General features: G+C 47.1%; 9 protein-coding genes. All 9 read left to right on the forward strand.

Translation table 11 applies throughout. The features are described from left to right. Positions 1 to 116: 116 nt before the first annotated feature. On the forward strand, positions 117 to 2,318 hold the full coding sequence (locus HPS56_RS01325) for a helix-turn-helix domain-containing protein (RefSeq protein WP_172272666.1): 2,202 nt from the start codon (positions 117 to 119) through the stop codon (positions 2,316 to 2,318). A 33-nt stretch (positions 2,319 to 2,351) separates the two neighbouring features. Beyond that, positions 2,352 to 3,356 carry a 4-phosphoerythronate dehydrogenase gene (locus tag HPS56_RS01330; protein WP_172272669.1) on the forward strand — a complete coding sequence of 335 codons (1,005 nt, stop codon included), beginning with the start codon at positions 2,352 to 2,354 and terminating at the stop codon, positions 3,354 to 3,356. Between the two features lie 198 nt (positions 3,357 to 3,554). Beyond that, complete coding sequence (locus HPS56_RS01335) at positions 3,555 to 3,791, forward strand: acyl carrier protein (RefSeq protein ID WP_172272672.1); 237 nt, start codon at positions 3,555 to 3,557, stop codon at positions 3,789 to 3,791. A 103-nt stretch (positions 3,792 to 3,894) separates the two neighbouring features. Further along, on the forward strand, positions 3,895 to 5,157 hold the full coding sequence (gene fabF / locus HPS56_RS01340) for a beta-ketoacyl-ACP synthase II (RefSeq protein ID WP_172272675.1): 1,263 nt from the start codon (positions 3,895 to 3,897) through the stop codon (positions 5,155 to 5,157). Then, the gene (gene rnc / locus HPS56_RS01345) at positions 5,147 to 6,181 is read left to right on the forward strand and encodes a ribonuclease III (RefSeq protein WP_172272678.1); all 1,035 of its coding nucleotides are present in this window, start codon (positions 5,147 to 5,149) and stop codon (positions 6,179 to 6,181) included. Before fabF ends, rnc begins: the two co-directional genes overlap by 11 nt. Before the next feature lie 255 nt (positions 6,182 to 6,436). After that, positions 6,437 to 7,339 carry a phosphate acyltransferase gene (locus HPS56_RS01350; protein ID WP_172272681.1) on the forward strand — a complete coding sequence of 301 codons (903 nt, stop codon included), beginning with the start codon at positions 6,437 to 6,439 and terminating at the stop codon, positions 7,337 to 7,339. Positions 7,340 to 7,366: 27 nt separating this feature from the next. Then, complete coding sequence (gene buk, locus HPS56_RS01355; RefSeq protein ID WP_172272684.1) at positions 7,367 to 8,422, forward strand: butyrate kinase; 1,056 nt, start codon at positions 7,367 to 7,369, stop codon at positions 8,420 to 8,422. 68 nt (positions 8,423 to 8,490) lie between these two features. Beyond that, positions 8,491 to 10,734, forward strand: a complete 2,244-nt coding sequence (locus HPS56_RS01360) for a S8 family serine peptidase (RefSeq protein WP_172272687.1) — start codon at positions 8,491 to 8,493, stop codon at positions 10,732 to 10,734. Between the two features lie 313 nt (positions 10,735 to 11,047). Further along, positions 11,048 to 13,621, forward strand: a complete 2,574-nt coding sequence (gene xyl3A / locus HPS56_RS01365; protein WP_172273110.1) for a xylan 1,4-beta-xylosidase — start codon at positions 11,048 to 11,050, stop codon at positions 13,619 to 13,621. Positions 13,622 to 13,626 lie beyond the last annotated feature (5 nt).

The raw sequence follows: 13,626 nt of genomic DNA on the forward strand, positions 1-13,626 counted from the left end.
TGCGCCATTCGTATTTATGTAATTATAGACATATCAGACATGTTTTTTGTACTAATGAGACATATATATTGTTATTTTTTGTAATTTTGCCTACAGTTATCAATGCTAAAACCGACATGAGCTATCATCAGTTTTTCCTATTTGGATACTTTTTCCTTTGGACAGTCTCTATTAGCGGACAACGGTATTGGACGGCTGCGGAAGGGTTGCCGACAGGTGAGGTGCGCCAGATTATAGAATTGCCGAACGGACAGATGCTCGTTAACTGTGAAGGCGTGTTTTGTCTTTCCAACGGCCGTTCGTTCGATATCGTGCCTTGTGATCAGAGCCGGAGCTATAATCTACCGCAATATGTCAACAGCTACGGTCAGATGTGGCAGGGCGACTCGCTGCTATGGTTGCATGACATGTACCGGATATATCTGTTTGATGTCCGTAGCAGAACCTTTGTCTATGATATCGGGCACAGACTCAGAGATGAAGCCGTGAAGGACTTCGTGGTTGGCGGAACGGTGACTTCCGGACCTTCTGATGACCAATTACGTGTCATAGATTCGCTCCGTGTGCGCGATGTCACTATGGTCACTGCCGACCGGCAGGGAGGCACATGGATAGGAACACGTACCAATGGTATTGTATATCAGCCTCCTCAGCGTTCTAAACCGGAAATACTGACAGGTGAGCATCCGCTGATCGGCATAGCCCGAAGTGCAGTGGACAGTGCCGGACGTATATGGAGATACCGTGGTTACGGGCTGGACTGTGAGTATCAGGGGCATACAACGCACTATGACCAAAGTAATGTGCGCATGCTGCCTCACGGGCGTATCACGTTTATTGAGCAACTGACAGATGGCCGCTACCTGCTATGTGATTCGCTATGCTTGTTGGGCTACTTCCTGCCGGAGCGGCATGAGTACATATCATTGAACGAAAAACTTCCCGCCTTGCGCCGATACCGCTATTTCGTGGGGGCATGCTCCATTAATGAGCAATGGACGGCTGTGTATACCCAGAACGGAATGTTCATGCTTGACGTCAGGGCCGACACTCTGGCTCCCTGGCCGTATGCCAAGGATATAGAACGTTATAGCAGCAAATATAACTGTATGCTTAAGGACCGCAGGGGACGGTTGTGGATAGGTACTCAGAACGGACTCTTTTATATCAGTCATGAGGGTAAGGCAATACGTGTAGGCGAACTTACCAACAACTGTATACGCAGTTTAGTGGCGGATGCCGGAGGCGAGGTATGGGCCGGAACGTCGTGCGGAATATCACGGATTACGCCCACTGTGGTCAATTTCAGCGCAGCCGACGGTGTTCCGGCGGTGGCGATGATGGATCGGGCCGCATGTCTGACGGGTGACGGCCGTCTGGTATTTGCAATCGGGGGGGCTACGGCTGTGTCGTTTCGTCCTGACGAGCTTGTCGTGGATAACAGCCCGCATACAGTGGTTATTACCGGTATAATGGTCAATGGACAAAGTGTATGCGATGCCTCGCCATTCCTGTTGTCATATAGAGAAAATAACCTCTCTTTACAATTCTCTACACTTAACTATGCTGTTCCGTCGCATGACCGCTACCGTTACCGGCTGCGTGGTCACGAGGAGATGTGGAACTTATGTAACGATGGGAGCGGCCAGGCGACGGCCGTTTATACTTCATTGTCTCCCGGTCATTATGTCTTTGAAGTACAGGCTGCTGTCGCATCAGGCGAGTGGGGGCCGATGACAGAACTGGTTTTTGTCATCAATCCTCCGTTGTGGCTCACCTGGTGGGCAAAGATGTTGTACGTGATTCTTGTATTTGCTGCAGGCTGTTGGCTGATTTTGTTTTATCTGAAGCGGAAGAAAGCCAAACTGGAGCGTGAAAACGAAGATAAGGTAAACCGTCTTTTCGAATTGCGTGAAGAGGCCCGCCATCAATTTGCAGAGTCTGCAAATATATCTCCCGATAAAATAACCGTTAATGCAGAGGAAGAAAAACTGGTGGGGCAGATGCTGGCGGCTATTGAGGCACATATTGACGAAGAGAATTACAACGCAGACTTGTTGGCGCATGATGTGGCCATGAGCCGTGCCTCGTTATACAAGAAGTTGCAGGCAATGCTTGGCATTACACCAACAGACTTTATACGTAATGTACGTCTTAAGCGGGCTGTTCTGTTGCTGGCAGACACACAATTGACCATAAGCGAGATTGCGGTCCGTGTAGGTTTCGCCACTCCGCGCAACTTTTCCACACAGTTTAAGAAAATGTTCGGGGTCTTGCCTTCAGAATACAGGGTGCCGAAAGGAAAGACAAACAAATAATCCTCTTTTAGAATTTTGATTTAACAGATTGTCATGAAGATAGTAATAGACGATAAGATTCCATATATCCGTCATGCGATTGAAAGAATTACGGATAATGCGGTGTATATCAGCGGAAGTGATATAACAGCCTCAGATGTAGCCGATGCAGATGCACTGATTGTGCGTACACGTACATATTGCGGTCGTGAATTGCTTGAGGGCAGCAGCGTTAAGTTTATCGCAACAGCCACTATCGGATATGACCATCTGGATACGGACTATCTGGATGCAGCAGGCATTACATGGACAAATTGTCCGGGATGCAACTCCGGATCCGTTGCCCAGTATATACATTCCGTGTTACTGCTGCTCAACCGTGATTTCGGCCTGCCTTTGGACGGCTCTACGACAATTGGAATCGTAGGTTGCGGGCATGTAGGCTCGAAAGTGCGTGCGGTGGCAGAACGGCTCGGTATGAAAGTGCTTGTGTGCGACCCGCTTCTGGATGAACCGTCTTTTGTCCCGATGGATGTTATAGAACGGCTGGCTGATGTGATAACATTCCATGTGCCTCTTGCATCGGAGGGAATGTATGCGACCCGCCATTTGGCAGATGAGAAGTTCTTCAGCCGTTTGTGCCGTCGTCCGTTTGTTATAAATACCAGTCGCGGAGCCGTGGTGGATAATGATGCCTTGGCCATGGCTCTCAATAGCGGTCGTATACGCCAGGCCGTCATTGACACATGGGAGCATGAACCGGATATAAGTCTTTCTTTATTAAATAATGTATATATAGGAACTCCCCATATTGCCGGATATTCGGCTGACGGGAAGGTGAATGCCTCGAATATGTCTGTGAAGGCAATATGTAGCTTCTTTGGATTGGAATGCCCGCCACAGGAGGTGCCGCCGTCGTTGCCGGAGGGATTCATATATACAGGCAACATGCTTGAACTTTATAATCCGCTCGATGATTCAAATAGATTGAAATCCGCTCCGTCTGAGTTTGAGAATCAAAGAGGTAACTATCCGTTACGCAGGGAGTATGTATCGTGACAAAGTGATATAGGTTATTACAAAATATTGTATAAAAGAAAGATTTTTGATGCAAGACGATTGCACATATCTATGTGATGTGTGCAAAAAAGTGCGCTTTTTGATGAAATAATTTGCATAAGTGAATAAAAATTAGTTACTTTGCAGCCGAATTTCACAAAAGATAGAAATTATTATTAACAATTAAAAAGTAAAATCATGTCAGAAATTGAAGCAAAAGTAAAGGCAATCATCGTAGATAAGCTTGGTGTTGATGAGGCAGAGGTAAAGCCTGAAGCAAGTTTCACAAACGATCTCGGTGCAGACTCTCTGGATACAGTAGAGTTGATAATGGAATTTGAGAAAGAGTTCGGTATCTCTATTCCAGACGACCAGGCAGAGAAGATCGGTACTGTAGGTGATGCCGTTTCTTACATTGAGGAGAACAAGAAATAATTATTTTTTTTGTGCGTTTAGCGTTTAGCGTTTAACGTTTGGCGGAAATCCAAAATAAAAACTTCGCTAAACGCTAAGGCTAAACGCTAAATCTTTTATAGACATGGAATTAAAAAGAGTTGTAGTGACAGGTCTTGGGGCTGTCACACCTGTCGGTAATAATCCGGAGGAAACTTGGAACAATCTTATTAATGGTGTGAGCGGTGCGGCACCTATTACATTATTTGACGCATCAAAATTCAAGACCCAGTTTGCCTGTGAGGTGAAAGGTCTCAATTTCAATGAATATATTGACCGTAAGGAAGCTCGCAAGATGGACCGCTACGCCCAGCTTGCTTTTGTTTCAGCCATTCAGGCAGTAAAAGACTGTGGTATGGATCTTGAGACAGTCGATCGCAACCGTATCGGTGTTATATACGGTGTAGGTATCGGTGGTATCAAGACATTTGAGGATGAGGTGAAATATTACGGTATTAATGAAGAGAACGGTCCGAAGTTCAATCCGTTCTTCATCCCTAAGATGATAGCGGATATTGCTGCCGGTCAGATTTCTATTCATTTTGGATTCCACGGTCCTAACTATACCACAACATCTGCATGTGCGTCATCAACACACGCTTTGGCCGATGCTTTCAATCTTATACGTCTCGGTAAGGCCGACGCTATTGTTGCCGGTGGTGCCGAGGCTGCCATCTGTGCGTGTGGTGTGGGCGGTTTCAATGCCATGCATGCATTGTCTACACGTAACGATGATCCGGAGCACGCTTCACGTCCGTTCAGCGCAAGCCGTGACGGATTCATCATGGGTGAAGGCGCCGGATGTCTTATCCTTGAAGAACTTGAGCATGCAAAGGCACGTGGTGCCAAGATTTATGCAGAGATGGTTGGTGAGGGTGCCAGTGCGGACGCTTATCATATCACGGCATCTCATCCGGAAGGTCTCGGTGCATGCCTTGTTATGGAGCGTGCTCTTGAGGACGCCGGATTGAAACCGGAGGACATTGATTATATTAATGTACATGGAACATCAACTCCTGTAGGTGATATTTCAGAGGTTAAGGCTATACAGAAGGTGTTTGGAGATGCAGCATACAAGCTTAACATCAGCTCAACGAAGTCTATGACCGGACATCTTCTTGGTGCGGCAGGAGCTGTGGAAGCCATGGCGACCGTGCTTGCTGTAAAGAACGACATCATTCCTCCTACCATCAATCATGAGGAAGGTGACAATGATGAGCAGATGGACTATAACCTTAACTTTACGTTCAATAAGGCACAGAAGCGTGAAGTGCGTGCTGCATTGAGCAATACATTTGGTTTTGGTGGCCATAATGCATGTGTTATATTCAAAAAATATGCTGAATAGTATTTTTATTGATAGGTTAAAGCTCCCTTTCCGCAAGGAGAAGGAGCTTTTTTCTTCTCTTTATAATATATTAGGTTTCTATCCTCATAAGATAGAATATTATAAACTTGCCTTGATGCATAAGAGTGTAGCCAGACGTAATGCAAAGGGCAAACCGCTTAATAACGAACGTCTTGAATTTCTTGGAGATGCCGTACTTGACGCTGTGGTAGGAGATATTGTATACCGCCATTTCGAGGGTAAGCGTGAAGGGTTTCTTACCAATACGCGCAGTAAGCTTGTGCAGCGTGAGACTCTGAACAGACTTGCTGACGAGATGGGCATCACGCAACTTGTATTGTCGTCCGGAAGCGCAAGATCCCACAACAGTTATGTTGGAGGAAATGCTTTTGAGGCACTTGTGGGTGCGGTGTATCTTGACCGTGGTTATGATGCGTGCATGCAGTTTATGCAGAAACGTATTCTCCACAATCTTATCAATATAGATAAGGTGGCTTATAAGGAAGTGAATTTCAAGAGCAAACTGATAGAATGGTGTCAGAAGAACAGGGTGGACATGGAATTTAAGCTTGTGGAGCAATCCAATGAACCAAATGGCAGTCCTGTTTTTGTTTATCAGATAATAATAGAAGGTCTGGAAGCCGGCATAGGTAAAGGATATTCAAAGAAAGAAAGCCAGCAGTTGGCGTCGAAGGAAACGTTGCAGAAGCTTCGCCGCGAACCGCAATTTATCGATGCCGTCTTTGTTGCCAAAGGTAACCGTACCAAGATGGAGGAAGAACCGGTGAATACTGTTCCGGTCGTAGAGACATCTTCAGATGTCGTTATTCCGCTTCTTTCTGCTAAAAAGATCAGAAAGCCCGTTGTTGTTGATGTAAAGAAGATTTCACCAGTCTCACAGAATAATGAAGAGCCGGATGAGTTTGACCTTTCCGATATAACAGCCACGCCAAGAGAGAAAACCCGTGAGGAAATCATTGCCGAAGCCGAGAGTGCGGCATTTGGCGGTATGGATAAGAGTTGATATTGTGCGTAATATGTAATAAAGGCAGATCTTTTTCATATACGCATTGTGCGGGCTGATAATATGCAGGCTGTATAATGCGTATTCTTATTCGGCATTGTTTGTATGTCAATTTTTATTGTTATTAATAGTTAAAGCAGTTAAATAATAGATGTGCTTTAATGTCTGTTCATGATTTTTTGCATTATATTTGCACATTGAAACCTAAAATGTGCAAGTATTATTTTGATTAATAACAATCTCTATATTGAGCCTATGACACCTATAAAAGACTTTAATGACTTGATAAATCATCTGCGTTTGCTTCCACAGCGTAAACGCGTGGCACTTGTATGTCCTGATGATTCACATACCGATTATGTTATAACCCGTGTGATTGCAGAAGGACTTGCAGACTTGTTGCTTGTGGCCGGTGGGAAGTGTTCATCTGTGGCTGTGGAGTTGGCAAAGGATTATCCTGACAGGGTGGCTCTCGTTGTGGAGCCCAATGCCGATTCGGCTGCGCGTCGGGCTGTTGCCGCAGTGCGTGCAGGCAACGCTGATGTATTGATGAAAGGTACGATAAACACTGATAATCTGTTGCGTGCAGTGTTGGACAAAGAGTGCGGACTTCTGGAGAAAGGGTGTGTGTTGAGCCATATTTCCGTGGCGCAAATACCAGGATACGGCAGATTGATACTGTTTTCAGATGCAGCGGTGATACCACGTCCTACGGAAGAACAGTTTGAAGCTATAGTAGGTTATGGGACGGATGTGTGCAGGCGTATAGGTATAGAACAGCCTAAGGTGGCTCTGATACATTGTACGGAGAAAGTGAACGAGAAGTTTCCTCATACATTATATTATGACAGTCTTAAGCGGAAAGCCGCGGCCGGTTTATGGGGAGATATACTTATGGGAGGTCCGATGGATGTCAAGACAGCGTGTGACGCTGAGAGCGGAGAACTGAAAGGTATTGTGACGCCTGTTACGGGATGTGCCGACATGATGGTGTTTCCGAATATAGAATCGGGCAATGTGTTTTATAAGGCGGTGTCTTTATTTGCCAGGGCAGAGATGGCCGGCATGTTGTGCGGCACTGTGGCACCTGTGGTGGTGGCTTCCAGGGCTGATACAGGAGATTCTAAATTATACAGTCTTGCGCTTGCTTGCCTGTAACAGACAAACGGACATAACATAACAAATATGAAGATATTGACAATAAATCCCGGTTCTACATCCACAAAGATTGCCGTTTTTGAAGATGAGCGTATGGTTTGGACGGGAGGTGCCCATCATAAGACGGATGAGTTGCATCGGTTTGCCACTATTAACGACCAGTATGAATACCGCCGCCGGTTTGTGCTAAACCAGCTTGAGAATGCAGGAATGGCTCTTGACTTTGATGCGGTGATAGCAAGGGGAGGTTTGCTCAGGCCTCTTTCTGGCGGAGTGTATGCCGTAAATGAACGTATGAAGCATGATCTTATTAATGCGGTAATGCAGCATTCATGTAATCTCGGAGGCCTTATAGCAGACGATATAGCAAAAAAGTGCGGATGTCCTGCATATATAGCCGATCCGGTGGTCGTGGACGAGATGCAGCCGAAGGCACGTCTTTCCGGAATGCCGCAGTTAGAGCGTAAATCGGTGTTCCATGCTTTGAACCAGAAGGCCGTGGCACGCAAATATGCCGGAGCTACAGGAAGAAAATATGAGGATTTGAATCTGATAGTCGCACATCTCGGTGGCGGCATATCCATAGGAGCACACCGGAAGGGACGTGTCATAGATGTGAATAACGCTCTCAACGGTGAAGGTCCGTTCTCTCCCGAGCGTGCCGGAACGTTGCCTGCCGAGGAGCTTGTGAAGATGTGTTTCAGCGGTAAGTATACCCAGAAGCAGATTGTCAGCATGATTCATGGCAAGGGCGGACTGGTGGCGCATCTCGGCAGCAATGATATGATAACCATATCTGCCAAGGCGGAGGCGGGCGAGGAACCTTACCGTCTCGTTCTTGATGCCATGCTCTACACTGTGGCAAAGCAGATAGGGGCTATGTATGTGGCTCTGACAGGAAAAGTGGATGCAATAATACTTACGGGTGGAATTGCATACAGTTCATACTGTATAGAGAATATCAGAGAACAGATAGAGTATTTGGCTCATGTAGAGGTTATACCGGGAGAAAACGAGATGGGCTCGTTGGCTTTTAATGCCCTGGGTGTATTGAAAGGCACTTTGCCGCTTATGGAGTATTGACCTTTTATTTTCAGGTAATAAGATCTGTCGTGATTGTCGGAAATCGTCTTTTAAAACTCGTTGTAGTAATGTGGGCATTGATGTCCGCAGTGTATATTGTTGCACGGACTGAAAACAACAGATATAAGATGTCGGCATATCTGCGTGAGGCTTTATGCAACGGAGGTATCGAAAACGTAAAGTACGGAGGTTCCGGGGCTGTAGTGCGCGAGCCTGCACGTGAGACTCGCAGCGTAATAGCCTTTGTGAATATAAGATCGGAAAGTGCGGATTCCCATATAGGACTGTTCGACAAGTATGACGCAGAGGTTCTTGATGCCCGGGGAGATATATTCATCGTGAAGATGCCCATGTATTTGCTTGACTCTATATGTGGGGAGGATGCGGTGCGTAGGATTGAGGCAGGCAGATGCTGTTCGGTGTGTCTTGACTCCACGGCGTTGAAGATGAATATCATACCTGTATATCAGGGTCAGTCGTTACCTCAGGCGTATACAGGCAAGGGGGTGGTGATGGGGCTTATGGATGTAGGCTTCGATTTTACCAATCCTACATTCCGTACCGCCTCTGAAGGCGGTTCTGCTGCGGAAAGTTCACCTACTCGGATAAAAGCCGTGTGGGATATGCTTTCGGCAGACACGGCAGGAAGTAGCAGGCCGGTTGGTGCGGAATATACAGGCTCTGATGCTATTCTCGGATACGGAAGCTCTGCCGACAGTAAGTTGCAGTGGCACGGCTCGCATACACTTGGCATTGCCGCAGGTAACGGTTATATCACTCCTTACAGGGGAGTGGCGTATGATAGTGATATTTGTCTTGTGAGCAATGTGGTTACAAGCGACATGCCTCTTGTAAATGCAAAGGATCTTTATCTATATACATCGGCAACCGACGCTCTTGGCTTTAAATACATATTCGACTATGCGGAAAATTGCGGCCGGCCGTGTGTGATATCATTCAGTGAGGGATTTCCTGCAACGTATGACCACGATGACTGGCTGTATCAGGAGTATCTTAAGCGTATCACAGGTCCGGGAAGAATTATTGTGGCTTCCACGGGCAATGAAGCCTTAATGCCTACTTACCTGCATAAAGAGGCTGGAAAGGATGTTGTTGGCTGTGGGGTTTATACTGGAGACATGAGTCAGAGAATCCTTGTGAAGTCAGACGGAAAGCCGTTTCTTGTAAGGTTCTCTGATTTCACGGGCAACAATCCGTTTGTCTTATGTTGTGATACCCTCGACAACGATTCTACGGTTTCTGTGAATTTTGATTTTCCGTCTCAGGATTTCAAAGGTAATGTCAGCATAACACGATATTACTCACCGTTCATGCCTGAAGCCGCTACTTATATGCTTACAATCTCGCATGATAAGGAACATCGTGCGGACACACGCATGAGGATGTCGTTGGAAAACCGTATTGACGGGCGGTGTGTCGAAGTTGAGGCAATGTGCGTGTCAGCGTCGGTGAAGTTTTACGAAGAAGACGGTGACGCCGAGTATGGCCATATCCTGCATGGTCCGGCATATTTCGATGGGGTGATAGGCGTGGGAGCCACTGTGCGGCGTCCTGTATACAGGCTGATTACAGGTGAGGAAAACCGCAGTCTGATAGAGCAGGGACTTGTGAAAAAGGATTGGCCACTGGCCTATTTCTCTTCTTATGGCCCAACTGCCGACGGACGGACGAAACCCGATGTGGTGGCAAACGGAATGGTGGTGATATCGTCAGACAACAGTTTCTTCAGAGAAAGCAATAAGGATGAATATTACGAACGGAATCACCTTGTGGCCAAGACAGAATTCTGCGGCCGTGTATATGACTGGCACGGGGCATGGGGCACCTCGATGTCGGCACCTGTCGTCGGAGGAGCCATTGCCTTATGGCTTGAGGCGTGTCCGACATTGTCACCGGACGATATTATCGGTATATTGAAAGCTACATGTAATCATCCTGTCGAAGGGTATGATTATCCTATGGATTGTTTCGGATATGGCGAGATAGATGTGTATAAAGGTCTCCTGTATGTGCTTGGACTGACAGATATAAGCGGGATAAGTGCAAACCGTCCAGAGGGAGTTGATGTGAGATTGTCAGGCCGGAAACTGACGGTGGAGCTTCCTGACGGAACAGGTAATGTGACGGCTACGGTATATTCTTTAGTTGGACATAAGATTATGTCGGAAAACATTATTTCAGATGGCAACTGTGGTGTTCTCAATCTGGAAAGACTGGCAGGGGGAGTGTATGCCGTGCAGTTTGAAGGAAGCGGTTTTGTAAGCGGTTCCGTGCTTATACGCGTACAATGAGAAGCCTTACGGTGTCAATGGTTTGATAAACCGTTACAAAAGTTTATGTATATGTCTCTTTTTCACATATTTTGGATATATGGTTTAAAATATGTGATTTTTCTACACCTGTTATAGTCTCTTTTCCATATCTTTGCATAAGACAGGCAACACCTCGGCAATTTGAAGCAAGCTTCATTGCGTTCGGTTTGCACTATATTTGCGTAGAAATAATACCTAAAACTTAATATATCCCATGAAACAATCATTCTTTATAAGGAAAAGAATTTCAGAACGTGTCGTTCGAAAAGGAGTCATGGCTGTTGCTCTGGCAATGGCAGCTTTTACCGGCAGCATGATTCCGAAATATTCTCAGGCTCAGATATTACCTTATCGGAATCCTGAGCTGACACCCCATGAGAGAGCCGTGGACCTGTGTTCGAGACTTACTTTGGAAGAGAAGGCATCCCTTATGCTTGACGATTCTCCTGCCATACCGAGATTGGGAATAAAACGCTGGCAGTGGTGGAGCGAAGCTCTTCACGGTGTTGCCAATATGGGTAACGTTACAAACTTTCCTGAGCCGATAGGCATGGCAGCGTCATGGAATGATGCCCTTGTATTTAAAGTGTTTGATGCCGTAAGCACTGAGGCACGTGCCAAGTGGAACGAATTGACGGCTAAAGGCGGTGACGTGACTCGTTTTCACGCCTTGTCTGTATGGACACCGAATGTGAATATATTCCGTGACCCACGTTGGGGACGCGGTCAGGAAACATACGGTGAGGATCCGTATCTGACAGGGGTAATGGGCAGTGCGGTTGTACGTGGTCTTCAGGGACCGGAGGATACCAGATATCGTAAGTTGTGGGCTTGTGCCAAGCATTATGCCGTGCACAGCGGTCCGGAGTGGAGTCGTCATACTGCAGATATCGAGAACATATCCGCCCGCGATCTGTGGGAGACATATCTGCCTGCTTTCAAGACTGTTGTTGAGGATGCCAAGGTGAGGGAGGTGATGTGTGCATACCAGCGTTATGACAATGAGCCGTGTTGCTCGAACACACGTCTGCTTCAGGACATTCTGAGAAACGAATGGGGTTTCAAATATCTTGTCGTGAGTGATTGCGGTGCCGTGACGGATATTCATGCCAACCACAAGGTGGCAAGCGATGCCGTACACTCATCGGCCCGTGCAACATTGGCCGGGACAGACGTAGAGTGCGGTTTCGACTATGCCTATAAGAGTATTCCCGAGGCTGTACACCGTGACCTTATAAAGGAATCGGAGGTAGACAAGCATGTCATCCGTCTGTTGGAAGGACGTTTCGACCTTGGAGAAATGGATGATCCGTCACTTGTGTCTTGGAGCAATATTCCGTCATCGGTGCTTGAGAGCCAGGAGCATCGCCGGCTGGCTCTCGACATGGCGCGTCAGACAATGACCCTGCTGCAGAACCGCAACGCCATACTGCCATTGAAGCAAGGCGAGAGGATTGCCGTGATAGGTCCGAATGCAGACAATAAGCCTATGATGTGGGGTAACTATAACGGTACACCCACCACTACTGTAACCATACTTGACGGCATCCGCCGTGTAAACAGGAAGACTGTATATATGCAGGGATGTGACCTGACTGATAGCCGTATAGTTACACCGCTGTTTTCGGAGTGCAGCTTTGAGGGACGCAAGGGGTTCAAGGGTACATTTTGGAATAATGCCCGCCGTGCGGGCAAACCGGTGACAACGGAATATTATACGCAGCCTTTCTCCAAGACTACGGCAGGCAATTATCAGTTTGCTCCGGGGGTGAACCTTACAGATTTCAGCGCGCAGTATGAGACAGTGTTCCGGCCGGCAAAGTCGGGGGAGGTGGTAATCAACGTGGAATCTGTCAGCAGGTTTGACGTGGTGGTGAACGGTGAGGTGAAAGTCAGGCATGCCACATGGCGGACAACTCCTACACGGACTCCCATACAGGTGGAGGCAGGAAAGGAATATAAGATAGAGATACACTTTGCGCACATGCCCACCTATGGGGCAAGCATTAAGGTGAATATCGGCACGGAGTCGGAGATAGACTATGCTGATGTGATAAGACAGTTGAAAGGCATTGACAAGGTGGTGTTCGTCGGAGGAATAGCCCCGAGCCTCGAGGGTGAGGAAATGCCTGTCGAGATAGACGGTTTTAAAGGTGGTGACCGCACACATATAGAATTGCCGGCGGTGCAACGCAACTTCCTGAAAGCTCTTCGAGAGGCAGGCAAGCGTGTGGTGTTCGTATGCTGTTCAGGCTCAGCCATAGCCATGCAGCCGGAATCAGAGAACTGCGAGGCGATATTGCAGGCATGGTATCCGGGAATGGAAGGCGGTACTGCTGTGGCGGATGTGCTTTATGGCAAGGTGTGTCCTTCAGGCAAGCTACCCGTGACATTTTACTCATCATCTGAACAACTCGGTGATTTCGAAGATTATAGGATGGAGGGGCGCACCTATAGGTATATACGTGATTTCAAGCCGTTGTTTCCTTTCGGCCACGGATTGTCTTATACGACATTCGACATAGGTGAAGCCAGGCTGTCGTCCACAGTCATGGGAAAGAATAATGTGACGATGGAGATTCCCGTAACGAATACAGGAAAACGTGACGGAGCCGAGGTCGTGCAGGTCTATGTGCGTAATCCGCAGGATCCGGAAGGTCCTGTGATGCAGCTGCGCGGCTATAGTCGTATTGATGTAAAGGCAGGCAAGACAGCTACAGCCACAATCGTTCTTACACCGAAATCGTTTGAATGGTTTGACATACAGACGAATACCATACGTACGAAAGCCGGCACATACGATGTGCTTTACGGTAACTCTTCAAGACAGGAAGCCTTGAAGAAAGTGACGGTCACTATAAATTAAAACAC

The sequence above is a fragment of the Xylanibacter muris genome (genome assembly GCF_013166605.1).
GTDB lineage: Bacteria > Bacteroidota > Bacteroidia > Bacteroidales > Bacteroidaceae > Prevotella > Prevotella muris.

Excerpts from the sequence above, each read along its gene's own strand:
- HPS56_RS01330 (WP_172272669.1), top strand. The coding sequence starts at position 2,352 with ATGAAGATAGTAATAGACGATAAGATTCCATATATCCGTCATGCGATT.
- fabF (WP_172272675.1), top strand. The coding sequence starts at position 3,895 with ATGGAATTAAAAAGAGTTGTAGTGACAGGTCTTGGGGCTGTCACACCT.
- HPS56_RS01325 (WP_172272666.1), top strand. The coding sequence starts at position 117 with ATGAGCTATCATCAGTTTTTCCTATTTGGATACTTTTTCCTTTGGACA.
- HPS56_RS01335 (WP_172272672.1), top strand. The coding sequence starts at position 3,555 with ATGTCAGAAATTGAAGCAAAAGTAAAGGCAATCATCGTAGATAAGCTT.
- rnc (WP_172272678.1), top strand. The coding sequence starts at position 5,147 with ATGCTGAATAGTATTTTTATTGATAGGTTAAAGCTCCCTTTCCGCAAG.
- buk (WP_172272684.1), top strand. The coding sequence starts at position 7,367 with ATGAAGATATTGACAATAAATCCCGGTTCTACATCCACAAAGATTGCC.
- HPS56_RS01350 (WP_172272681.1), top strand. The coding sequence starts at position 6,437 with ATGACACCTATAAAAGACTTTAATGACTTGATAAATCATCTGCGTTTG.
- HPS56_RS01360 (WP_172272687.1), top strand. The coding sequence starts at position 8,491 with ATGTGGGCATTGATGTCCGCAGTGTATATTGTTGCACGGACTGAAAAC.
- xyl3A (WP_172273110.1), top strand. The coding sequence starts at position 11,048 with ATGGCAGCTTTTACCGGCAGCATGATTCCGAAATATTCTCAGGCTCAG.